Annotated in this window: 27 protein-coding genes; 17 read left to right on the top strand and 10 right to left on the bottom strand. The window is 45.3% G+C overall.

The genetic code is table 11. The annotated features are described in order from the left end of the window. Positions 1 to 219: 219 nt before the first annotated feature. The 4 genes from BM099_RS03250 to BM099_RS03235 are packed head-to-tail and all read left to right on the top strand — an operon-like array spanning position 220 to position 3308. Positions 220 to 1002: a hypothetical protein gene (locus BM099_RS03250; protein ID WP_090724397.1), complete on the top strand. Its 783-nt coding sequence runs from the start codon at positions 220 to 222 to the stop codon at positions 1000 to 1002. 59 nt (positions 1003 to 1061) lie between these two features. Next, the gene (locus tag BM099_RS03245; RefSeq protein WP_143083718.1) at positions 1062 to 1328 is read left to right on the top strand and encodes a hypothetical protein; all 267 of its coding nucleotides are present in this window, start codon (positions 1062 to 1064) and stop codon (positions 1326 to 1328) included. Next, the gene (locus BM099_RS03240) at positions 1315 to 2220 is read left to right on the top strand and encodes an HprK-related kinase A (protein WP_090724392.1); all 906 of its coding nucleotides are present in this window, start codon (positions 1315 to 1317) and stop codon (positions 2218 to 2220) included. Before BM099_RS03245 ends, BM099_RS03240 begins: the two co-directional genes overlap by 14 nt. Beyond that, on the top strand, positions 2217 to 3308 hold the full coding sequence (locus tag BM099_RS03235; RefSeq protein WP_090724389.1) for a nucleotidyltransferase domain-containing protein: 1092 nt from the start codon (positions 2217 to 2219) through the stop codon (positions 3306 to 3308). Before BM099_RS03240 ends, BM099_RS03235 begins: the two co-directional genes overlap by 4 nt. A gap of 21 nt (positions 3309 to 3329) precedes the next feature. On the opposite strand, the gene BM099_RS03230 is transcribed toward BM099_RS03235, so the two are convergent. Together BM099_RS03230 and BM099_RS03225 are read right to left on the bottom strand one after the other, a co-directional pair. Next, a complete protein-coding gene (locus BM099_RS03230; RefSeq protein WP_090724387.1) occupies positions 3330 to 4082 on the bottom strand; it encodes a GAF domain-containing protein in 753 nt (250 codons plus the stop codon). Between the two features lie 35 nt (positions 4083 to 4117). Continuing rightward, on the bottom strand, positions 4118 to 4969 hold the full coding sequence (locus tag BM099_RS03225; RefSeq protein ID WP_090724384.1) for an ExeA family protein: 852 nt from the start codon (positions 4967 to 4969) through the stop codon (positions 4118 to 4120). A gap of 276 nt (positions 4970 to 5245) precedes the next feature. Here BM099_RS03225 and BM099_RS03220 point away from each other — a divergent pair, with 276 nt between their 5' ends. From BM099_RS03220 to BM099_RS03185, 8 genes are all read left to right on the top strand, one after another. Next, positions 5246 to 6664, top strand: a complete 1419-nt coding sequence (locus BM099_RS03220) for an ExeA family protein (RefSeq protein ID WP_177201071.1) — start codon at positions 5246 to 5248, stop codon at positions 6662 to 6664. Between the two features lie 85 nt (positions 6665 to 6749). After that, entirely contained in the window at positions 6750 to 7640 is an 891-nt protein-coding gene (locus BM099_RS03215; RefSeq protein ID WP_143083717.1) for a D-alanyl-D-alanine carboxypeptidase family protein, read from the top strand. 215 nt (positions 7641 to 7855) lie between these two features. Next, complete coding sequence (locus tag BM099_RS03210) at positions 7856 to 8410, top strand: DUF411 domain-containing protein (RefSeq protein WP_090724378.1); 555 nt, start codon at positions 7856 to 7858, stop codon at positions 8408 to 8410. Between the two features lie 259 nt (positions 8411 to 8669). Continuing rightward, positions 8670 to 9248 carry an anthranilate synthase component II gene (locus BM099_RS03205; RefSeq protein WP_090724373.1) on the top strand — a complete coding sequence of 193 codons (579 nt, stop codon included), beginning with the start codon at positions 8670 to 8672 and terminating at the stop codon, positions 9246 to 9248. 51 nt (positions 9249 to 9299) lie between these two features. Continuing rightward, a complete protein-coding gene (gene trpD, locus BM099_RS03200) occupies positions 9300 to 10322 on the top strand; it encodes an anthranilate phosphoribosyltransferase (RefSeq protein ID WP_090724370.1) in 1023 nt (340 codons plus the stop codon). 5 nt (positions 10323 to 10327) lie between these two features. Continuing rightward, positions 10328 to 11140, top strand: a complete 813-nt coding sequence (trpC, locus tag BM099_RS03195; protein WP_090724368.1) for an indole-3-glycerol phosphate synthase TrpC — start codon at positions 10328 to 10330, stop codon at positions 11138 to 11140. Positions 11141 to 11157: 17 nt separating this feature from the next. Further along, positions 11158 to 11571 (top strand): OsmC family protein, encoded by a 414-nt coding sequence (locus BM099_RS03190; protein ID WP_090724365.1) that lies wholly within the window; start codon positions 11158 to 11160, stop codon positions 11569 to 11571. Further along, positions 11571 to 12191, top strand: coding sequence for a glutathione S-transferase family protein (locus BM099_RS03185; RefSeq protein WP_090724362.1), 621 nt, complete (start codon positions 11571 to 11573; stop codon positions 12189 to 12191). Before BM099_RS03190 ends, BM099_RS03185 begins: the two co-directional genes overlap by 1 nt. A gap of 31 nt (positions 12192 to 12222) precedes the next feature. On the opposite strand, the gene BM099_RS20375 is transcribed toward BM099_RS03185, so the two are convergent. Further along, the gene (locus BM099_RS20375) at positions 12223 to 12504 is read right to left on the bottom strand and encodes a DUF4124 domain-containing protein (RefSeq protein WP_177201070.1); all 282 of its coding nucleotides are present in this window, start codon (positions 12502 to 12504) and stop codon (positions 12223 to 12225) included. A 220-nt stretch (positions 12505 to 12724) separates the two neighbouring features. Here BM099_RS20375 and rpsF point away from each other — a divergent pair, with 220 nt between their 5' ends. The 4 genes from rpsF to dnaB all read left to right on the top strand — a co-directional run bounded on the left by rpsF (position 12725) and on the right by dnaB (position 15500). Further along, on the top strand, positions 12725 to 13177 hold the full coding sequence (gene rpsF / locus BM099_RS03175; protein WP_090724356.1) for a 30S ribosomal protein S6: 453 nt from the start codon (positions 12725 to 12727) through the stop codon (positions 13175 to 13177). 23 nt (positions 13178 to 13200) lie between these two features. After that, on the top strand, positions 13201 to 13428 hold the full coding sequence (gene rpsR, locus BM099_RS03170) for a 30S ribosomal protein S18 (RefSeq protein ID WP_090724353.1): 228 nt from the start codon (positions 13201 to 13203) through the stop codon (positions 13426 to 13428). A gap of 153 nt (positions 13429 to 13581) precedes the next feature. Further along, positions 13582 to 14031 (top strand): 50S ribosomal protein L9, encoded by a 450-nt coding sequence (rplI, locus tag BM099_RS03165; protein WP_090724348.1) that lies wholly within the window; start codon positions 13582 to 13584, stop codon positions 14029 to 14031. A gap of 83 nt (positions 14032 to 14114) precedes the next feature. Then, positions 14115 to 15500 carry a replicative DNA helicase gene (gene dnaB / locus BM099_RS03160; protein WP_090724346.1) on the top strand — a complete coding sequence of 462 codons (1386 nt, stop codon included), beginning with the start codon at positions 14115 to 14117 and terminating at the stop codon, positions 15498 to 15500. Between the two features lie 165 nt (positions 15501 to 15665). Here the strand turns inward: dnaB and BM099_RS03155 are convergent, their stop codons facing one another. Beyond that, positions 15666 to 16103: an acyl-CoA thioesterase gene (locus tag BM099_RS03155; RefSeq protein WP_090724343.1), complete on the bottom strand. Its 438-nt coding sequence runs from the start codon at positions 16101 to 16103 to the stop codon at positions 15666 to 15668. Between the two features lie 56 nt (positions 16104 to 16159). On the opposite strand from BM099_RS03155, the gene BM099_RS03150 reads away from it, so the two are divergent. Continuing rightward, complete coding sequence (locus BM099_RS03150; RefSeq protein ID WP_090724341.1) at positions 16160 to 16789, top strand: class I SAM-dependent methyltransferase; 630 nt, start codon at positions 16160 to 16162, stop codon at positions 16787 to 16789. A gap of 29 nt (positions 16790 to 16818) precedes the next feature. Here the strand turns inward: BM099_RS03150 and bioA are convergent, their stop codons facing one another. The 6 genes from bioA to BM099_RS03120 form a co-directional block, all read right to left on the bottom strand. Beyond that, positions 16819 to 18114 (bottom strand): adenosylmethionine--8-amino-7-oxononanoate transaminase, encoded by a 1296-nt coding sequence (gene bioA / locus BM099_RS03145; protein WP_090724338.1) that lies wholly within the window; start codon positions 18112 to 18114, stop codon positions 16819 to 16821. 81 nt (positions 18115 to 18195) lie between these two features. Beyond that, the gene (locus BM099_RS03140; RefSeq protein WP_090724336.1) at positions 18196 to 19179 is read right to left on the bottom strand and encodes an SLAC1 anion channel family protein; all 984 of its coding nucleotides are present in this window, start codon (positions 19177 to 19179) and stop codon (positions 18196 to 18198) included. 111 nt (positions 19180 to 19290) lie between these two features. Next, positions 19291 to 19983 carry a tRNA (N6-threonylcarbamoyladenosine(37)-N6)-methyltransferase TrmO gene (gene tsaA / locus BM099_RS03135; RefSeq protein WP_090724334.1) on the bottom strand — a complete coding sequence of 231 codons (693 nt, stop codon included), beginning with the start codon at positions 19981 to 19983 and terminating at the stop codon, positions 19291 to 19293. 66 nt (positions 19984 to 20049) lie between these two features. Continuing rightward, positions 20050 to 20793 carry a sulfite exporter TauE/SafE family protein gene (locus tag BM099_RS03130; RefSeq protein ID WP_090724331.1) on the bottom strand — a complete coding sequence of 248 codons (744 nt, stop codon included), beginning with the start codon at positions 20791 to 20793 and terminating at the stop codon, positions 20050 to 20052. Between the two features lie 67 nt (positions 20794 to 20860). Beyond that, positions 20861 to 22507, bottom strand: a complete 1647-nt coding sequence (locus BM099_RS03125) for a Na/Pi cotransporter family protein (RefSeq protein WP_177201069.1) — start codon at positions 22505 to 22507, stop codon at positions 20861 to 20863. A 96-nt stretch (positions 22508 to 22603) separates the two neighbouring features. Continuing rightward, positions 22604 to 23308, bottom strand: coding sequence for a ComFC family protein (locus BM099_RS03120; protein WP_143083716.1), 705 nt, complete (start codon positions 23306 to 23308; stop codon positions 22604 to 22606). Positions 23309 to 23319 lie beyond the last annotated feature (11 nt).

Below are 23319 nucleotides of genomic sequence, written 5' to 3'. Positions count from 1 at the left end.
TCAATAATGTAGGATTGTTTTTTAATAAAAGTGGGTCTGATTGATTGTCAGTTTTTTTTACACTGGTGTGCTAAAGTGTCTTATTTAGAATCGCAGGCCACTGAAAGTTACTTAGATATCAAACAATATTTTTTTTTGGCGTATTATTTGCATCGTTTGAATTATATGATTTTACGCATGTAAATGCGTTACTTAACAGGATAAAGTAGGGCTACTCAAATGAAGGATAAAATGGATCGTCCGAAAAATGATGAGCTGCTTACAGAGCAGCAAGAGTCTACTGGTAAAAAGCCATCAGATGTTGATTCGTCACGTCGTCGTTTATTTGGGGCGGGGATTGCAGCACCCGTCATTCTTAGTATGTCAGGTCGAACCGCTTGGGGTGGTGCGCTGTGTGCCGCATCGGCACATAATTCGGCTACATTCATATCGCATCACCCTAAAGAAGCCCCAGACTGTGATGATTTGGCAGGCTTGAGTCCATCAACCTGGGCTGAATCACCGGGCATGTGGCCTTCTACCGGATATATATATGATAGTAGTATTGGGCAGGAAACTGATCCTGGTGATATAGCGACAAAGTGCGAAGCTGCTGCTACTGCCGCTTCGTATCCATCCCCGTATGCAGGCACCTATGAAGATAGCTTGCAAAATGTATACTGCCGATACCCGCAAAGCTTCGATACAATTTTTGGGGTATCGTTGTTTAATGATGGTACTACTTTGTTGGAAGTTTTGTTAACAAGTCCTGAGAATAGTGTTGAGAGGCATGCTGTAGCTGGTTTGTTGAATGCTGCATCAGGGCAAATCACCTTAGGAAGGGTGCTCGGTGCTATACCAACCCCTGCAACTGTTGTTACTAAAGTTATTGATGTGTTCCAAAGTCTGATCAAAAATGGTTATTACACGTTACCCAGTACTCAGCAGCATGCCTATTGGAATACAGATCCTGAAAATATTGGTTTTACCATGTATGACTACTTTAATACATACGCGGGTTAATGTGCTTAATTAATATGGTGGATGATAGCTCGTCAGTTTTTTACAGCTCAGTAATTAATATGTCTACCGCTTTGGTTTCAATATTTGATGATATGGCGGTAGTCCACGAGCCAGAATGTGATAAAGTTAGAGTTTTAAGTAAATCTGTTGTAACAGTCCTTGATTATCTTAATAGAGGAAATAAGGCTGAAGACCAGATGCTTGAGCTAATAGGTAAGTATTGTCTGAGCTTGTCAGTCCATGAAAAAAATCAAGACGAAAGTAAAGCATATCTGCAGCATCTGATCGAACAAGGGATTATTAAAAAACTCCATGATAGTCTCTGATTTTTCAGCTCAAGAATGTGCTAATCAACTTAGTGGTTCTGGTTTGGCGTTGAATATAGGTCCTTTTTGGTGCCATATCCAGTCGTCACTTTCCTCCGTTTCATCTCATATTTATCAGCTCTATCCTGATGCTCTAGTCACTAAGGATAGGGAGTTTATCGATTTCCCGATCAAAATCGCACGAAAATCCGGTTTGCGTGGGTGGGTTAAGCCGCTGGCTGAGTTTACCTTTAATGGAGATGTGCCTTTTACTCCTCTATCGTTGAATCAGTCACCTGCTTTAGCTGAGTGGGGTATAAATTGGTGTGTATCGGCACATGCCCATCACTATTTGATTCTTCACGCAGCGGTGGTTGAACGCAACGGTAAGGCGGTTATTATGCCTGCGCCATCAGGATCAGGAAAAAGTACCTTGTGTACTGCTCTGGTATCGCGTGGCTGGCGTTTGTTGTCAGATGAGTTGACCCTTATATCAATTGAAGATTCTATGTTGCAACCATTCGCCAAGCCGATGAGTCTTAAGAACGAATCTATTCAGGTTATTAAGGATTTTTGGCCTGAAGCAGTTTTCGGGCATTTGTGTACTGATACCCTTAAAGGCTGTGTCACTCATGTGAAACCCCCTGCTGAGAGTGTACGTTCGACTTCGCAAATGGCGAAAGCTGCTGTGGTTGTTTTTCCACAATATAAGCAAGGTTCAGAGTTACAGTTGGTTGAAAAAGAGAAGGCGTATGCATATATGTCTTTGGTGGAGAATGCCTTCAACTATCACCTGTTGGGAGCGCATGCGTTTCATGCTTTATCCAGATTGGTTAAACAGTCTGATAGCTATGATTTTGTTTACAGTGACCTGGATGAAGCGATTGCTCAGTTGGAGTGGTTAGTGAGATGAGTTTAACTACTTTTCAGCCGCTTTGTGCTTTGCTTACGGGTGATGTTAAGGTTAAAGACCTGTCTCTCGGTGAATGGAACCTTATTGTCCAACAGGGAAGAAGTGCGCATGTGTTAGGTATGCTTTATTCAAGATTGTCTCTTCGCGGGCAGTTGGCTGATGTGCCTGTCTCAGTGCAGTGGCATCTTGAAGCAGCATCTATTGTTTCTGACAAGTATCTTCGGGATACCTGGTCTGAAATCAAATATTTTCTTCCTGTATTTTCCTCTTTGGGGCAGCGGCTAATCCTGCTTAAAGGGGCTGCCTATGTTACTTCTGATAAGTCGTGTGCTGTAGGTAGAACGTTTTCTGATATTGATATTCTGCTTCCCAAAGAGTCTCTTCAGGCATTGGAGTCGGCGCTTCAGTGGCATGGTTGGGTGGGCACCAATCAAAGTGCTTATGATCAGCGTTATTACCGGGAGTGGATGCATGAAATACCACCTCTGATACATGTTAAACGTCACACTGTTATCGATATCCATCATACTATTTTACCTTTGACTGCGGCCCTTAAACCGGTTGCCAGTAAATTATTTGAAAGCGCTCAAGAGGTTGTTGAAGGTGTTTGGACATTGTCAGATATAGATATTCTCTTACACAGTGCAACGCATCTGTTTATGGATACGGAGTTTGATCATGCTTTCAGGGATCTGTTGGATTTCGATGGCTTAATCAGAAGCTCTTTGGAGCAAGAGTTTGATTGGCAGGCTCTACTTCGCCGGGGAGCAGAGATGGATCTGATGCCGCCCTTGTATTATGCGTTAAGGTATAGTCATCGTATGTTTAATACGCCGATCCCTAAAGAGGTGCTGGTTGATTGTGAGCATCGATGGCAGCCTGTTTTGCCTATTCGATTCATGGATATGTTGTTTGATAGGGTCATTATGCCTCCGCATAATAGTGCAAAACGCAAAGGCACTGTGTTAGCTCGCAAATTACTCTTTGTGCGTGGTCATTATCTGAGAATGCCGTTCGGGCTATTGGTCAGGCATCTGTTTCACAAGGCGTTTATCTCGCCATACGAAAAAGAATCTACAGCCAAGTGATTGCTTATATTATAGGTGAAACTAGATTATTTGATCCTTTGTGTCGCCCTCCAATTGCGCATTCAGCAGTGTAATAATTTCTGACACGGCGACAATAATATGGTCAGACTCTATGCCTGCATTGCATAGTTCATGATAAAAACCTTTCGCGAGAATTTTGGCTACCTTCTCCGGGCTTCGGGTGAAATCTCCGACATTTTGATTTTTTGAGCGCTGCTCTCTTTCCATAGCGACGATGGCAAATTTAGATTTAAGAATATATTGCAGATGAAGTAGTTGAATGGATTTTGACAAAAACATGCCAAGGATAGTGGCAAGCTCAAGGTCCTGTTCGGCAAAAGTACGACCATCGCTTGGTTTGCTGATATTGATCACACCGATGACTTTATCATCTGTCCAGATAGGGAGAGAGATAAAGCCTCCACTCTGGTGGGCTGATGCTGCAAATTGGCTATCAGTGATATCAGGTACCAATAAGGGTTTACCGGAGCGAGCTACATATTCGGCAATTCCGGATGCGGATGTTGGCTTTGTGTAAGCGCTGTCAGGTAGGGCTCCAGAGTGTGCGTGGATGCGTAATGGGAATTCATCTTCAGCATGCTCGTCTTTGAGTAGCATGATAGAGCAATTTTCGGTTTTTAATGTCTTGGCTAACAGGTTCGCTAATTCATTTAATGAGGCATCGATATTTTCATGGTTATGTAAAAAGCTCGATAAGCTTAAGATACTCTCTATGAAGCCAGTATCTGCTTCTATTTCTGTTCGTTCTGCCATAGTTTCATTCCTTTTTATTGTTTATAACTTATGGTTTATAGCGCTCGTGCATTGGTAGCAACTCTATGTATCGGCAGAAGTTGTTCTTGTATTAGTTCATGAATAATAGTATGTAGATCCTGAATTGCAAGGTTGTGCCGTTTGGTTAGCCAGCCGTGAAGAAACATCCTGCTACAAATTAAATTTATGATGCGGGGTATGCCATGACTAAAACGATAGATATAGTAAAACACTTTGTTATCGATCGTGGGATTGTTGTTCCAGTTGCATTGAGTGAGCCGATAAAGGATGTATTCGCGAGTATCCTTCTCGCTCAAGGGTTGCAAATGATAGCTGGCCGTGATTCGCTGCTTTAGCTGAATCTGGTTGGGGGCGGTAATCGTGGTGCGGAGTTTATCCTGGCCGATCAGAAAAATTTGTAATAGTGGCTTATTTCCCTTCTGTAGAGTGGTGAGAAGTCGTAGTTCCTCTAAGGCTTTTTCAGAAAGGTTTTGCGCTTCATCTATAATCAGAAGTGTGTGTTTACCTGCTTGCTCTTGGGTTATTAGGTAATGATGGAGCGAGTGGAGAAGTTTAACAGTATGTCCTGCCGTTGGATTGAGGCCGAAGTTTAGGCAAATGAGGTGCAGCAGATCCTCAGGAATCAATTGTGAGGATGTTATTTGGATAAATGTGATGTTTTTGGGCAAGTGGGCTGTAAGGTCGCATATCAGTGTAGATTTTCCGGTTCCTGGTTGCCCGGTGATTAAAACGAAGCCCTCCTGTCTCATTAGGGCGTAATTCATCGAGGTTCTGGCTTTTTGGAAACCCGTATGTAAAAAACACAGATTTGCATCCGGTGTAAGGCGAAAGGGATCAGCGCCCAGTTCATAGTGTTCTTCGTACACATGATCTCCAATACAGGTTTTTACAAATCCATGAGGCTGTATATATTCGAGTGGGTTACTTTTTTTCTACATAATGCCTAGCTATTATATAAACAGATTCGTCTATTAAGTGTCGTCAATTTCACATAATGCTATGCTAAAGAGTAACCGTTAGGGCTGGGAGGCTCAAGAGTGAAGAGTGATTCTTATTTGAGTTAGGATCTCTTATCAGACGGTAGAGAAATTACATGCAGCAATATATCGCTAATAATGTTTTCAGGTTATGGAATAATACGGATGTATGATACTTACTACCACCTTTCAGAAGAGCCGTTTCGTTTAAGTTCAGATTTTCGATTTAGTTACGGACACAAGAGCTTCAGTCGCGCACGCGCGTATATGCAGTATGCCTTTGAGCGGGCCGAAGGCTTTGTGATGATTACCGGTCAGCCTGGCACAGGTAAGACGACGCTGGTTAATGATCTGGTACACAATCTGGAAGCAACAAGCAGCGTTAAAATAGCCATGTTGATAACCACACAGATGGATGCCAGTGATCTATTAAGGATGGTTGCCTACTCCTTCGGTATTAAAGAAGAAATATCAAATAAAGCCGTGTTGTTGCAGCGTATGTCTGAAATGCTCATTGCAAACCATCGTAACGGCGGCCGTGCCTTGTTGATCATTGATGAGGCACAGGGGTTAAGCTTGTCCGCATTAGAAGAGTTGCGCTTGTTGACTAATGTGCAGTTGAATAGTGTTCCGTTGATTCAGATTTTTTTACTCGGACAAGAGGGCTTGAAAGACTTAATTCATAGTCCTGAAATGGAGCAGGTTCATCAGCGTTTGGTTGCCACTTGTTTTCTTAAGCCTTTGTTGGAAAGCGAAACTAAAGCGTATATAAAGCATCGACTGGAGATAGCTGGATGGAAAAATAATCCGGCTATTAGCGAAGCCGTATATCCGATCATTTTCAAATATAGTCAGGGAATTCCCAGAAGAATTAATCTGATTTGTAGTCGCTTGTTTTTATATGGAAGCCTTGAAGAGCTGGATAAAATTGGTGTTAATGCTGCAGAGTTAGTGATTGCTGAGTTAAGAAGTGAACAGTTGTTACCTGTCGGGATTTCGCCGGGAAATGAGTTTGAAGCGCTGGATGTGTATGAGGCGCAGGATAAGGTTGCTGAATCAGCACCGCAGCCGCAGCCAGAACCAGAACCAGAACCAGAACCAGAACCAGAACCAGAACCAGAACCAGAAGTCGCACCAGAACCAGAACCAGAACCAGAAGTCGCACCAGAACCAGAAGTCGCACCAGAACCAAAATCAGAATCAGACCCTCGTCTTTCAGGGGGTTTGGGTTTTCAGCCAGTAGTTGAGTCTTCTTTCGATCCCCCTGTCTATGAGTCTCCGTCTTCTGAGAGCCCGGTGACGTCTGACGCTGAATACCCGCCCAGAAACGGATCCTTCGTTGGTGTTGCTGACTATGATGAAATAGGAAACGCCAGTGCCGTGCATGACTCTCGAGGGCGCCTCGGAATATATGTTCTTTCTGTTGGGGCTGCGGTACTTGCGATTGTTATTGCTTTGTATTTAGTTAACCCGGCGGCTTTTACCCAGCAAGTTATCAAAGCGAAAAGTTGGATCGGGCAATCATTAGGGCAAGAAAGTGCTGTCATGCGAGATGACGTTGCAGATCTTGTTTTAAGAGTGTGATTTTTCAAAAATCAGCCCGCTATAGAAAGTGCTTTTTAAAGTATGAATATTGCAGACTTGGATTAATTCGAGAGGATGAGTCGAATTGAAATTGATTAGGTGTACCGTCTTGATGGCCGTGATGTGTGTTTTTTTTAGCGCCAGGCTTCAGGCGGCGATGCCGTATATTGTAGTAGAAGCCCAATCAGGGGCTGTTATCGATCAGGTTGATGCGGATGTGCCTTGGTATCCGGCATCCTTAACCAAATTAATGACGTTATACCTGACATTCCAAAGCTTGAAAAAACAACAGATATCGTTAAATACGGTACTTGTGGTGTCTGCAAAAGCATCAAGACAACCACCTATGAAGCTAGGTGCCCGAAGGGGTGATAAAATAACTGTTCGCAAAGCCATTCAAGCCCTGGCAACCGTTTCTTCAAATGATATTGCCGTGGTTTTAGCTGAAGCGATTAGTGGTTCGGAGAAAAAATTCGCAGAGAGCATGAGTAAGCAAGCACGTGTGCTTGGTATGAAGGACTCTGTTTTTAAAAATGCCACAGGTTTACCGAATGCTGATCAGATTAGCAGTGCGCGAGATTTAGCCATTCTTGCTCGCAGGTTGCTGCTTGATTTTCCTGAATATTACCATTTTTTTTCGAATCGAACAGTGGAGTACAAAGAAACTACATTTGTATCACATAATGGATTTCTGAATTCTTATCCAGGCGCGGACGGTTTTAAGACGGGTTATACCTGTGGTTCCGGATATAATCTGGTTGCTTCGGCTTCCAATAAAGGTAATCGATTGATCGTTGTAGTATTGGGAGCGAAGAGTTCCAAGCAGCGAGGAAGGAGAGTTAAAGAGCTCATGAACAAAGGGTTTAAGGCTGATACAGATGCTCCGGGATTGAAGTTGTTAGGGCTTCGGGGCAGCGTCTCGGTTCGGTTAGAAGCCCCGGCGGTTATACATGGTTCACATTGTCAGTCGTTGTGACTCTCAGCGAATAACCCACCGCTGCTGACTCAGCGTGATATGTCACGTTTCTACCTCCGATATCCCATTGATCTGATATCCCTTTGTCCTGATGTGTCGTTCTGCTATCGGCGGCTGTTATTTCATTGGGGGGAATCACTCCAGAATATTTAATGGTTTGGTGGTCGCTAGCTTGTGACAAGGTTGCTATGCCACCATCTTATAGAGGAAATGTTATGTCATTATTTTTCAAGCCTGCTCATGCTCTGCTTATTCTTGCTGCCATTTCGCTTGCAGCTTGCTCTGATTCAACTAATACAACTGATACACGTGAAACTAAACAGAATCAGTTATCCGGCATAGTAGCGCCAGAAGATAAAGCGTCTAGCGCTAGTGTCGAGCTGGATGTTTATAAAAGTCCAACGTGTGGCTGTTGCGCGAGCTGGATTGAGCATATCGAAAAACATGCGTTTACTGCGAAAACTATCCATCCTGCTGACCTGTCGTTAGAGAAAAGCCAGCGAGGTATTGCGCCAATGTACCGTTCTTGTCATACCGCTGTGTCTGCAGATGGATATGTTTTTGAGGGGCATGTGCCAGCGAAATATATCACGCAGTTTTTGTCAGAAAAGCCGAAGAATGCCATTGGCCTGAGTGTGCCGGATATGCCCGCAGGAAGCCCCGGCATGGAAATGGGCGATAGGTTTACGCCTTACTCTGTCTTGTTGTTGAAGAAGGATGGCAGCAGTGAGATCTATGCACAGGTCAACTCATCAGAGGAGCAGCATTGATGCCGGCGATGTCATGCATCAGCGCTGTTTTAAGCTGCCATCAATTCAGATATTGTTCGATAATTAGAAATCGAATAGTAGAGCCAGCAATCGCATAGCCAAACTTTTGTAGCACCGCCAGAAGAGAAAGGAGCAATCGTGCAAGGGTCTCATGTTATGATTCATCTTCTGGAATGTAATATTATATAGTGCGGGTTTTTCGTGGCCCTGCAGGCATAAATACTAAGTCGATTTTCTCTATGATTAAGAAACTATTTATATGTTAGTGATGATCGATAATTTCGATTCGTTTACCTTTAATATTGTGCAATATTTGAGTGAGCTGGGTGCTGATGTTCAGGTTTTTCGTAACAACGAGATCACTTTGGAGCAGATTGAAGCGCTTAACCCCAGTCACTTGGTGATCTCTCCCGGACCTTGCTCTCCAAATGAAGCCGGGATTTCGCTGGCAGCGATCGAATTTTTTGCCGGAAAATTGCCTATTCTTGGTATCTGTCTTGGGCATCAGAGTATAGGGCAGGTATTTGGTGGTATGATTGTGCGCGCAAAAGAGGTAATGCATGGAAAAAATTCACTTATCTTTCATAAAGATGCAGGTGTGTTTGCAGGGCTGAACAATCCATTGGATGTGACGCGTTATCATTCCCTTATTGTTGAGCAAAGTTCGCTGCCAGACTGTATTGAGATAACCGCATGGACGAAAACACTTTCTGGTGAAATTGATGAGATTATGGGTCTGCGGCACAAAAAATATGATATAGAAGGTGTGCAATTTCACCCTGAAGCTATTTTGACAGAACAGGGGCATGCGTTACTGGCGAATTTTTTACGCCGTTAACACTCAGCTCGTTAATAAAAAGGCTCGCAAAGAAAAGAGAAGGAGCAGTGGATGGATATTAAGCAGGCATTGACGGCTGTCGTTGATCGCAAAGACCTTTCGATGGATGAGATGCAGACAGTTATGCAGCAAATTATGTCTGGGCAGGCGACAGATGCTCAGATTGGTGGTTTGCTGATTGCTTTGCGAATGAAAGGCGAAACCGTTGATGAGATAACCGCTGCTGCCAGTGTGATGCGCTCCTTAGCCGTCCCTGTCAATATACAGGCTGAGAATGCCGTGGATATCGTTGGGACAGGGGGAGATAGTGCCAATTTATTTAATGTTTCCTCCGCCTGCTCATTTGTTGTCGCGGCTGCTGGCGGCCATGTTGCTAAGCATGGTAATCGCTCTGTGTCATCCAGTTCGGGTTCTGCTGACTTGTTAGAAGCTGCCGGGGTGAATTTACAGCTTACTCCGGATCAGATAGCGCGTTGCATTGATCATGTAGGCGTCGGGTTTATGTTTGCGCCTCAGCATCACAGTGCTATGAAGTATGCGATAGGTCCGCGCAAAGAGATGGCATTGAGAACAATTTTTAATGTATTAGGCCCGCTAACCAATCCCGCTGGTGTAAAGCACTACTTGTTAGGTGTGTTCGATAAAGCATTATGTCGGCCATTGGTTGAGTCTTTACAGGCTTTAGGTGCTAAGCATGCGCTGGTGGTGCATGCTGCTGAAGGCTTGGATGAGATCAGTTTGGCCGGAGAAACCCATGTGGCCGAGCTTAAAGACGGTGAAGTAGTGGAATATACTATTGTGCCGGAAGATGTTGGCTTGCAACGGCAGCCTTTAGCGGGGTTACAGGTCGCTAGTTCAGCAGAAAGTCTGGCGTTAATTAACGCTGCATTTTCAGGTGAAAATACTCAAGCTATTGATATGATTGCCCTGAATGCCGGCGCTGCCCTGTATGCGGCTGACCAGGTGGCCAGCATGACAGAAGGTGTGGCCTTGGCTAAAGCAGTAATGCTGAACGGCTCTGCTGCACATAAAATGGCTGAGTTAGTAACCTTCAGCCAAGGATTGAAAGAGTAAGAAATATGTCTGATACACCCACGATATTAAAGAAAATTCTACAACGTAAGTATGAAGAAGTAGAAGAGCGTTCTGGCAATGTAACCTTGGCTGACCTGGAAAAGCAGATTAAAGTTCAGGCGCGCGATGAAGATATGAAGCCGAGAGGCTTTACCAATGTAATGGCTCACTCCATCGCGGGTGGTTTATCAGCCGTTATAGCGGAAATTAAAAAAGCGAGTCCCTCAAAAGGGTTACTGCGTGATCCGTTTATTCCTGCGGATATCGCTAAATCCTATCAGCGTGGAGGGGCCAGCTGCCTTTCGGTATTGACCGATGCTGATTTTTTTCAGGGCCATGAAGACTATCTTAAGGAAGCGCGCGCCGCGTGTTCTTTGCCGGTTATTCGTAAAGACTTTATTGTTGATCCCTATCAGGTATTTGAAGCGCGCTCTATTGGCGCTGATTGTATCCTGTTGATTGTATCGGCATTGGAAGATGCGCAGATGCAGGAGCTGAACCGTCTGGCTCATAAATTAGGCATGGATGTGCTGGTTGAAGTACATGGTGGCGATGAGCTGGAGCGTGCTTTACGCCTGGATAATCGCTTGTTGGGCATTAATAACCGAAATTTACACACCTTTGAAGTGAGTTTGGATAATACATTTGAATTGCTTCGGGAAATACCTGATAACCGTATAGTGGTTACCGAAAGTGGTATTCATACACGCGCCGATGTAAAAGCGATGCGCGATCATAAAGTATTTAGCTTTTTAGTAGGCGAAACCTTTATGCGTGCCGAAGATCCGGGCGAGAAATTAAAAGAGCTTTTTAGTTAAGGGGCAGTTCTGTGACAATGAATGCAACAGTAAAGTGGGATGGTGAAGTTCGGTTTAAAGGTACAACCGGCTCCGGTTTTGATATCACATTGGATGGCGAGCTGGTGGCTGGGCCGCGTCCGATGGAGTTGATGTTGCTAGGGTTGGGTGGTTGCACCAGTTATGATGTTGTAGGCATCTTAAAAAAAACCCGGCAAGACGTGGTTGATTGTGTCGCCGAAATTTCTGCACAGAGAGCTGACGAGGTACCGGCTGTCTTTACCAAAATTCATGTAAAGTTTATCGTCAGTGGGCGTGGTCTTAAAGAGAAGCAGGTAGAGCGCGCGGTCAAATTATCAGCAGAGCAGTATTGCTCAGCGTCATTGATGCTGGAGCGAGGCGGTGTTGAGATTAGCCATAGCTATGAAATTGTTGAAGTCGGCGAAGCGTAATGATTACTTTGCATCACTTAAATAAATCTCGCTCAAAGCGCATTGTTTGGCTACTTGAAGAGTTGGCTGTTGACTATGAACTAGTGACCTATCAACGTGATGCGACTACTTTTTTAGCGCCAGAATCGCTTAAAAAAGTGCACCCGTTAGGTAAGTCACCGGTTTTAGAAACCGCGGACTTTACCATTGCCGAGTCTGGTGCCATTACCGATTACTTGATCCAAACGTATGCAGCGGATCGATTAATGCCAGCAAAAGGCAGCGCTGATTATATTGACTATCAGCAATGGATGCATTTTGCTGAAAGTTCAGCTGCGCTGCCATTATTGCTGAAGATCTTCGTGAAAATGGAAGGCGCACCTACCAATTTTATAGCTGGATATGCCGATGCTGAAGCGGCTAAAGTGATAGGTTATGTTAATGACCGTCTTGATGGTAAGTCATATTTAGTCGGCAACACTCTTAGTGGTGCGGATATTATGATGTCATTTATTGCAGAGATCGTCGGCCAAAATGGTGAGTTTGATAAATATCCTAATATTGCTAAGTATTATCAACAGTTAATGACTCATAAATCATTTCAAAAAGCGTTGCAAATCGAAGCTGAGCACGATCGTTAACCATTAAACGGTGGCATTTACAAAGGCGTACTCAGTCTTTCTGGCGGGTTTCAGTCTCACTAGAAGGATTCATTTTTTTGTCGGCCAGCGTTTTGTTGAGTAGCGCTCCCTGGCGGGGGGGAAGGTTTTCTTTTACCTTTCTGGCGGGTGCGAGGTTTCTGTATTCCTCTTTGACGGCATTCGGACCACAAGGGAAACCGCTAAAAACTTTTCTGCCTTCAGCGCTCTGGCACTTATACACATAGTCTGCACCGGCCGCAGAGGAGAGTGTTAGTAGTGTCGCTGTTATCAGCAGGGATCGTAAGCGGATCATAGCGCGCTCCATAAAACAGGGTTTAATTATCCGTACTGCATTTAATATAGCACAAGCCTGTTTTACTGTTGAAAAGGATTTGTCTGTATTGCATATGTGGCCAGTAATACGTATAATTTCGCGCTCTTTGAGTAAATACTTTAACCTCCTTGCTTTCGGCAGCATTTGAAATTCTTTAAATGGCGATATGTCCGAGGGCTTCAAACCGTAAGGAGCTACAATGCGTCATTACGAAATCGTATTCATGGTTCATCCGAACCAGAGCGAACAGGTTCCAGCAATGGTTGAGCGTTACACCGGCGTTATCGAAGGTGCTGACGGTAAAATCCATCGCATGGAAGATTGGGGTCGTCGTCAACTGGCTTACCCAATCAACAATGCTCACAAAGCACACTACATTTTGATGAACATCGAGTGCAACCAGGAAACTCTGGATGAACTGGAAAACATGTTTCGTTACAACGATGCAGTGTTGCGTAACATGATGATCCGTCGTAAAGAAGCGGTCACAGAGATATCTCCAATCAAAGCATCTGAAGCACGTGAAGAGCGTAAGCCTCGTCGTACTGAAGAGCCGCGTCAGGAAGAAAAACCTGCTGCTGCCCCTGTTGCTGAAGCACCTGCTGCCCCTGTTGCTGATACAGCTGCTGCAGAAGCACCTGCTGCTGAATAATTTAAGAATTAGGAGATATTAAGATGGCTCGTTTTTTTCGTCGTCGCAAATTTTGCCGTTTTACCGCTGAAGGTGTTAAAGAGATCGATTATAAAGATCTTGAAATCCTGAAAGGCTATGTTAGTGAAACTGGCAAAATCGTACCAAGCCGTATCACTGGTACTAAAGCTCGTTACCAGCGTCAGCTGGCTACTGCTATCAAGCGTGCTCGTTTTCTTGCACTACTGCCTTACTCTGATAGCCATCAGTAAGTCATAGTTATCATTTCTCTGTCTTATTGTATGAGAAAGATAGCGCTTAAGTGATTACGGGGCTGGCTGAATACTTAATCAATAGATAAGTGATCAGTCAGCTTGGATTTAGTACTGCAGTCAGAAAGCTGCAGAACAAATGAGGTTTACGAGATGGAAGTTATCCTGCTCGAAAAAATGGGTAAGCTGGGTGAACTAGGCGATAAAGTGTCTGTTAAATCTGGTTTTGGCCGTAACTACCTGTTTCCACAAGGTAAAGCGGTACCTGCAACAGCTGATAATGTTGCAAAATTTGAAGAACGTCGTGCTGGTCTTGAAAAAATAGCGGCTGAAAAACTAGGTGCTGCTAACGTACGCGCTGAAGCTTTGTCTGGCTTTGCTGTGACTATTGCTTCAAAAGCAGGCGACGAAGGTAAGTTGTTTGGTTCTATCGGTACTCGCGATATTGCTGATGCACTAACAGCTGCTGGTCAGGCAGTTGATAAGAGCGAAGTTCGTTTGCCAGAAGGCGCGTTGCGTCATGTTGGTGAATTTGAAGTCGTTCTGCACTTGCATCCGGAAGTTAACGCTACCGCTACTGTGAGTGTTGTTGCTGCGAATTAATTCGTAGAAAAACATTCAAGTCATGAAAAGCACTGCGTAGAATACTACGCGGTGTTTTTTTATTTTCAGGGGTAAGAATATCGATGGAATTTGCTGACTTACATGATGAAGAGGTAGCGAATGTTAAAGTAGCTCCTCACTCCATAGAAGCTGAGCAATCCGTACTCGGTGGTCTTATGCTGGACAATAACGCCTGGGATACGGCATCCGAGGTCGTTACTGAAGAACACTTTTATCGCCATGATCACCGCCTGATATATCGGGTCATGCAGAAGCTGGTCAACAACCAGCAACCTGTCGACGTGGTGACCCTGTCTGAAGAGTTGGATCGTACCGGTGATCTCGATAAAGCCGGTGGGCTTGATTATCTGGTAAAGCTCGCACGTAATACGCCCAGTGCATCAAATATTAAAGCCTATGCCGAGATTGTGCGGGATAGGGCGCTGCTGCGGCAGATGATTAGCGTTGCACATGAAATTGCTGAAAACGCATTTAGTCCGGAAGGGCGTGGTTCAGAAGAGATTCTTAACGACGCAGAACAGAGAATTTTTCAGATTGCTGAAAATCGCCCGAATCAGGGCGGACCAGAGCCGGTTAACCCTCTCTTAAAACGTGCTGTTGATCGTATCGATTTTTTGTTCAACAACAGCGACCAGCTCACCGGGGTTACCACAGGTTTTGATGATCTGGATGATAGAACGGCGGGTATGCAGCCGTCTGATTTAATCATTGTCGCCGCGCGCCCCTCCATGGGTAAAACCACTTTCGCGATGAATCTGGTAGAAAATGCCTTGATGGCTGAAGAAAAGCCGGTATTGGTTTTCAGTTTGGAGATGCCCGCAGATCAGTTGATTTCACGTATGCTTTCATCCATTGGCCGCATTGATCAAACCAAGGTGCGTTCCGGGCAGTTGGATGAGGAAGATTGGCCGAAGTTAACAACAGCCGTGAATATGTTGCGCGATAAACCGCTTTTTATTGATGATACTTCGGGTATTAGTCCTAATGAGATGCGCACCCGGGCGCGGCGTATTGTGCGTGAGCATGGCGAGCTGGGTATGATCATGGTCGATTACCTGCAGCTAATGCAGATAAAAACCGGTAAAGCCTCGAGTCGTACCGAAGAAATTTCAGAAATATCACGCTCTTTAAAAGCCTTGGCAAAAGAGATGAAGTGCCCGGTAATTGCGCTCTCTCAGTTGAACCGTAGTTTGGAAAATCGACCGAATAAACGCCCGGTTAACTCTGACTTACGTGAATCTGGAGCGATTGAGCAGGATGCCGACGTTATCATGTTTATCTATCGTGATGAGGTTTACAACGAAGACTCTGCTGATAAAGGTATTGCTGAGATTATTATCGGTAAGCAGCGAAACGGGCCTATTGGTTCAATGAAGCTGGCCTTTATTGGCAAGTACACGCGCTTTGAAAATCTGGCACGAGGAAGCTACGCCGATTTTGATGAATAAGCTATATCGATTTTGATGAGTAAGTTATGCCGATTTTGATGAGTAGGTTACGTCACTCAGGCAGGTTTAAACCATCAGCTATATCTGTTAAATCAGGACACTCTATTAATTACAGTAATTCAGCAGTCGAACTGTAATTAGTAGTGTGTCCTGATTTTGTATTTATTATTGCTTAGTGTCTTTTTCCATGCAGGCTTTAAAGCCCTCAGGGACAGCGACCACTTTACGGGATTTATAATCAAAAAATACAATGCCCGTCTTGGCGTGAGCAATATCCTCTGCTGTCTTTTTGTTGGATAGCATGTAATAGATGTCGCAACCGTATTTGTTGAAATCGCCTACGGCGACATCGATCTGGATCTGATCTCCATGAAACCCCTCGGCACGGTAGACAATAGCAGAATCTGTCATAATGATACCGGCTCCTTCGACATCCAGTTCCGTATAGTGGTAATAATTTAAAAAACGGATTCTGGCTTCATGAATCATGGAAAGGACGGCATCGTTGCCCAAATGTCCGCCATAATTGATGTCACTAATTCTGACGGGAAGCTCAGTTGTGAAGGTATAATTATCCGGCATATCAATTTTAATGCGTGCCATACAAGTCCCTATTTAGATAATAGAATGCATAACATTTTATCAGAGGGGGAGACAGGATGAACCTCTATCGTCAGCATATTTTTCCTTATTTACTAAATAAGGTCTCAAGTAAGCTTGATGCGGACCGCCAACGCATACTTCCCTATCTTTGTGGTGATGTGCTTGAGTTGGGTGCAGGTACGGGTGCTAATTTCTCGTTCTATTCAGAGCAGATACGTATGCTGGTGGCGTTGGAGCCTGAAGCTGCATTGCTTCGTATGGCTGCCCGGCAACGTTCTGCATTAGAGGCTAAGCAGGCGGGCCGATTGTATTTGGTTCAGGGCGATGGCCACGACTTGCCGCTGGCTTCATCCAGCCTGGATGCAGTGCTCTGTTGTCTGGTGTTATGTTCTGTTCCTGATCCGCAGCGTGCCTTGTCAGAAATTTATCGGGTTTTAAAGCCCGGCGGTAATCTGGTGGTATTTGAGCATGTCAAAAGTCAAAATGCCGTCACGTATGCTTTTCAGCAGATGCTGAACCCGCTGTGGAAACCGGTGGCGTGTGGTTGTCACCTTCAGCGTGATTCATTGCAGTTAATTCAGCAGGCAGGGTTTAATGTTGAAGGCCTGCAAACCTACCGGCATGCAGACCTTCCGGCACTGGTCGGAACTGTGCTGGAAGGCGTTGCGACCAAACCTTTAGAGTAACAGTCGTGCGGTTAAGCCTGCTTAAGGTCTCAGGATTTTAAGTAGCGATGCAGTACCTCAATGATACCGGACGTCAGGCGATCCAGCGTTTCGTTATCCATGATATAGGGAGGCATGATATAGACAAGCTTACCAAACGGACGCACCCAGATACCCGCTTTAACAAACATTTTCTGAATACGCGCTGAGTCCACGGCTTGCTCCAATTCGATAACACCGATCCCCCCGAGGCAGCGTACTTCTGCGACCCCGTTAAATGCAGCTGCAGGCTCTAAACCAGACTTTAACGCCGTTTCTATGCGCTGCATATTGGGCTTCCACTGCGAATCGTTGAGTAGCTGCAAGCTGGTATTAGCGATAGCACAGGCCAGAGGGTTGCCCATAAAGGTCGGGCCGTGCATGAAGCAGCCGGCACCCCCGGCAGAAATGCTTTCAGCAATCTTTGTGCTGGTTAATGTGGCGGCTAAAGACATATAGCCGCCGGTTATCGCTTTGCCAAGACAGATAATGTCAGGGGTGATACCGGCATGCTGACAGGCGAACATCTCGCCTGTTCTGGCAAAGCCGGTGGCTATTTCGTCAGCTATCAGTAGCAGATCGTATTCATCGCATAACGCGCGTGCGGCTTTTAAGTAATGCGGTGAGTAAAAGCGCATACCACCGGCACCCTGAACGATCGGTTCAAGTATCAGTGCGGCCAGTTCTTGGTGGTGTTGTTCGATAATGCTTTTCAGTGATGCGATATCCGAGCTTTCCCATGCCTGGTGAAAACCGATTTCAGGTCTGTCCGCAAAATGATGCTTGGGTAAAACAGCCGTAAATATTTCATGCATGCCATTGATAGGATCACATACCGACATGGCACCAAAGGTATCGCCGTGGTAACCGTTTCTGATGGTTACCAGCTTGTGTTTTTCTGGCTTATCCAAGGCGTGCCAGTATTGAATGGCCATTTTAATGGCCACTTCAACGGCGACCGAGCCTGAATCTGCAATAAACACTTTATCCAGTGTTGCCGGGGTCAGGTCGACCAGTTTTCGTGCCAGCTCAATCGCGGGTTCGTGGGTTATCCCGCCGAACATCACATGTGACATCTTGTCTATCTGTGCATGGGCGGTCGCGTTTAATGCCGGATGATTGTAACCATGGATAGTCGACCACCAGGATGCCATGCCATCAATGAGTTCCTGCCCGCCGGACATTTTCAAATAAACGCCCTGTGCTGATACGATAGGGTATACCGGTGGTGGATTGATCATTGAAGAGTAAGGGTGCCAGATATGATCGCGATCGTAGCGGATCTGTTCGGCGCTGATGGTTGTCATTCTGAGGCTCTCTGCTGTAGAAAATCGGGCTCTATTAGAGCCCGATACACAGAGGAGTGCAAGCCATCAGGAAGCTCGCTTCTAGTCTGGTATAAACAGATTACCGTTGAAAATTGCCTTAGCCGTTTGATAGAGCAGCAGGGCTACCACCAGTGAGACAATTCCAAGCATCAGGTAACTGATCGTTGCAAAGCCGGGAGCGCCTGTTCGTTCAAGCATAATCTGCGTGGCAATAGTGAAGGCAGCAAGCGGGAATGAGTAGGCCCACCATGATATGAAAAATCGGATACGAAAAAAGCGGCTGAACTGTGTCATCAGCAAGATCACGAGAAAAGCTGCTGTGTAGTAAAGAATACGCCCGAAACTGTCTAAAACATCATGGTTGAGTTTCATATAAGCGATAAAACCTACGGCAGGTGGCGCAATCAAAATAAATAAGGTGGGCAGTAGTTTTTCTGGCAGTGGCTCATGAAAAATAATACGGTTAAAAATCAATGTCTTTAGGATGACCCAGTAGATAATGCCAATGCTGAAGAAAAACCAGGAAACTTCATAAAAGCCATGCTCAACACCGGAAACAGGCACCAGGATATTTCCGACAACCGGAATAAACCATGCCGGGGTGATGTGGGCGATCTGGAATCCCTGATGGTGAATCCAGCGGGTGAGTACATTCAGAGTGAATACTAATTGCAGTGTGCTTCCAAGAACCCAGAGAAAGCGGGATAGCTCAGTGGACACTTCCAGCGTGGCGATACTCATCAGAATAATGCCGATGGAGAAAGCCGGAAAGAAACTCATCTTAATCGGATGGTTGAATTCAGCCATCACGGCAGGCGCATGGCGAACGGTTTTTAGCAAGTAGACGATGACGATGATGGCAAATATTATAGCCGATGCGATCAGCAGTACATGAGAAACGATAGACGGTAGCGCCAACATATGGGCTGATTTTTGCCAGGCGAGTGTTAGGCCCAGTGTGCCCATCACCATGGCAAAAAAAGCCACAGAAAAGTGTTGTAGGCGAGAGTCGGCTGTCTTGTTTGGTGTGGATATATCAGACATATGCTTTCCGGATGTTAATTTAGAGGATTCTAATATAATAATATTTTTTATGTTGTTTCGCTACGTTAATTTGAGTTATTAGCGCAGATAGATGTAAGCTTGAGAGCGTTTTTATTCCACTCTATGAACGTAGATGGCTTCATTGTCAGTGATAGACCAGCGAATATTATACGCATGTAGTTTGATGCCATATTCACGTTCTGCCGATCGTTGGTAGGCAGGTCGGGGGTCGCAGCGGAGTATTTCAGTAATCTGTTCGATAATCGGGAGCGCGCTTGTATGCTCAATCTGCTTGCACTGTAGACTTGCCTGTTCGCTAAAAATGACCGGAATTTCTAGCTCTTTATAGCTTTCTGCCAATGAAAACTGTGCCTCTGCTATACGGTCTGAATAGGGTAAATAAGGCTTAATATCAAGTATCGGTGTTTGGTCCAGCAGGTCGGCTCCACTGACGATCAGTTGTACCGCTCCATTTGTGCAGCGTACCTCATCCAGTTTTACCGCCGAAAGCCCGATAGGGTTGGGTCTGAAAGGCGAGCGGGTAGCCAGCACGCCGACTCGCTGATTGCCTCCGAGCCTGGGTGGCCTGACGGTCGGTTTCCAGCCTTGATCAACACAAGCACTAAAGACAAAGATTAGCCAGATATGCGAGCAGCCTTGCAACCCTCTTACGATCTCTGCTGAGGAATACTCGGGCAATAATTCAATCCTTGCCTGCATCGATTTAGCCAGCCCTGGCTGTCTGGGAATACCGAACTTTTCTTTAAAGCCTGAATGAATATGTCCGATAGGTTCGAAATTCATAGGGATTTTTTACCGTTTCCTGATAGTGATTAACATAGCTTTTTTGAGAGCGATTAACCTGGTTTTTTAATAAAAAGCATCAAATAAGAGTTTAACTCCCATGACAAACAGGAATGAATAACATAATTGATAAAACCATTTGTCGCTTATTTTATGATGAAGACGCACGCCGATTAAAACGCCAATGGGCGCGAGGATTGCCAGCGTTGCTGCCGTTGTTAGCGTTTCAAAAGTGAACTGTCCCAATAAAGTGTAAGGGACGAGTTTTATGAAATTGATGGTGCTGAAGAAAATTATACTGGTGCCTACGTACTCAGATTTGACCAGTTTCAGCGGTAAAAGGTAAGCGTTAAGGGGAGCCCCCCCAGCGTGCACGCCAAAGCTGGTAAACCCGGCAATAGTACCCCAGAAACTGCCACGTAGGCGACTCGGTTTTTTCGGCACCCGGTCGCTGGGTTGGAGCCAAAAGTTGAGTGAAAAAATAACCGCAATCAAGCCGACAATGATACGAATGTGATCCGCGCTGAAAAACTTGAATGTCAGTGCGCCAATGATGATGCCAATACAAGCGGCGGGAAGGAGCGACTGCAGGCTGTGCAGATGGCTTTTGCCGCGAAACTTCCATAAACCGACAAGATCCATCAGACATAGGATCGGTAGCAGGATCGCTGCTGCCTGCTGAGGCGCTATGACCAGCGCCATAATAGGAACGCCGAGCAGTCCCAGACCTCCGCCAAACCCTCCTTTGGATATAGCGGTAATAAGCACTGCGGGTACAGCGACAACGTAAAACCACGGGTCAGTGATCATCTATTTTCCATAAGGCAACTAGCCTTAAATAAGGGGTAGTATGAAATAAAGGGCAGCAGGCAATAAATTATACCTGTGTTTTTGTTTTGATTGCAGCAGAAGCTCCACGAGCACGAATAGGAAGCATGCTGCTCCAGTATGAAGAGGATTTTTCGGCCTGTTCTGCCAGGCGGCGTAAATGGCTGATAGCATCCAGTAAGGTGACGCTCTCGGCGGCGTCGAGCCGGCCCGAAGTGGCTGCATTGAGTATATCGGACTTCAATGACTGATAATTATGTTCGAGTTTGCGTAATATCTTTCTCGCCGGTTCGCTGTCTGAGTCACTCTCTTTTTCAATACGGCATTCATGTAGTAGTTCACTGATATCTTTTTTAAAGTGAAAGACATTTTGCTTAATACCGGTATCTGAAATATTTTCTAGTGACTCGTGATAATCAACCAGTCGTGTTGATAAGCGTGCGACCTCATTCAGATAGCGGGCTACGCGTAATGAAGAGGGTAATATATCGGTGATATCAGGATTAAGGTTTTGCTGTGCTATTTGTTGGTTGAACTGTCCAACAGCAGCTACCAGAGCCATAACGCTGATCAGATCTTTTTCGAGTTGCGGTGGGTTGGGGCCCTCCTCGCTGACAGCGGCTAGTGCCATTGAGTTACACAGTCGGCTGACTCTTCCCAGCTCCATGCTCAAGGCTTCTACAGCAAGGTAGGGTGTGGCGAGAATGTTTTTATCCAGATATTGTGGCTTGCCGATATTCTCTTCCTGAGAAAGAAAGCGCTTCATTAGCTGGTTAACCATAAAATCGGTTAATGGCCACATAATGCAGACGCCTAATAAGTTGAATAACGTATGGAATAAAGCGAGTAGCGTCACAGTCGTAAGGGGACCTTCACTCAGGTGATTGACCTCTGAAGTGAATACTATTAAGAGAATAAACCCGACTGCACCGGTAATGAGATTGAAAATAACATGCGCTGCCGCAATCCTTTTGGCATTTGGTGTGGCCCCGATAACGGCGAGCATTGCAGTGCTGGTTGTACCCAGGTTTGCGCCTATGACAAGCGCGGCCGCATCAGTTATGTTGATTGATCCGGTCGCGGCTAATGACAAGGTGATGGCCATTGAGGCCGCAGAAGCCTGCATCAAAAATGTCAGTACGAAGCCCGCGACTAAAAACAATAATAAACTAAACGGCAGCGCGCTAATGATGGTCAGGTCAACGTTCTTCTCCAGATCTTCAAAGCTTTCTTTAAGGAAGTCCAGACCAATAAAAAAGACACCAAACCCTGCCAGTGCAAAGCCTATTTGACGTACGGTCTCTTTTGGGGCCGCAAGGTTCATCAGCATTCCAAGAGCGATCAGGGGTAATGCAAAAGCGCTGATTTTAATTTTAAAACCTACCAGAGCGACCAGCCAACTGGTCATGGTGGTGCCGATGTTACAACCATAAATAACGGCGACGGACTGGGGGATGGTTAATAAACCTGCATTGACAAAGCCAATAGTGGCAACGGTCACAGCGCTGGAAGATTGAACAACAGCGGTGATCAGTGTGCCTGAAAGCAATCCTCTGAGGCGGCTTTCGGTGGCAGCATGGAGCGCACGTTTTAAAGACTTTCCGGCTGCTTGACGTAAACCTTGTGTCATTAAATGCATGCCTAATAAAAACAGCCCGATACCACCGGCAAGACTGCCTGCAATCGCAATATCCAATGACGGACTCCTTAGTCATGTGAATCAAGCTTATGACAGTGTAGCTCAAACAAGTGCAGCTAATTGATTAATCATAATAGCAAAAATAAAGTCGCGCTAGTCCGGTGAGGGCGTGCGTGCGATCACCCATATATCGATCCGTACAATACCTGCATTACGTAACGTGGAGCAGATTTCTTTAACCGTTGTGCCTGTGGTTACCACATCATCAACCAGTGCGATATGTCGGATGAGGGGGCCATGGTAGCTAAAGGCGTGTTGTAAATTGGTGCGTCTCTGTTTAGCGGTTAAGCTTGATTGGGATTTTGTGTGTTTGTTTTTTGTCAGTTGATTAAGCAATAACGGTATTTGCAAATGCTGGCTCAGATACCGGGCGATAAGTGTTGATTGGTTAAATCCTCTGCCGATTAAGCGTAAAGGGTGTATGGGCACCGGAATAATGGCATCAGGCCATGCCTGAGGTCTGTGTAATAAACGTTTCAATAAACAGTCTGCGAGCCAGGCAGTGTGATGTAATCCTGCCTGATGTTTGATTTTTGGAATGATGGCACTGACAGGGAAGCGGTATAAAAAAACCGCCTGTGTACTGTCAAAGGGGGGCGGTGATTTAAGGCATTGGCCGCAGATATGCATCGTATCCGTTACGCTAAGAGGAAGCGCACATATATGACACGCTGATCTTAACCAGGGGAGGTCTTCCAGGCACTCAGGACAGAGAAATGCTTTCGATGAGGTACTTTTGCTGCATAATGCACATTTATGGTTAATATTTGTACATATGTTTTTAAATAAGCTGGTCATAGGTTGACAGA

It is taken from the genome of Neptunomonas qingdaonensis (assembly GCF_900113275.1).
GTDB classification, from domain to species: Bacteria; Pseudomonadota; Gammaproteobacteria; order Pseudomonadales; family Balneatricaceae; genus Neptunomonas; species Neptunomonas qingdaonensis.
Note: the sequence above shows the minus strand (reverse complement) of the source record. Positions and strands in the feature narration are given on the sequence as shown.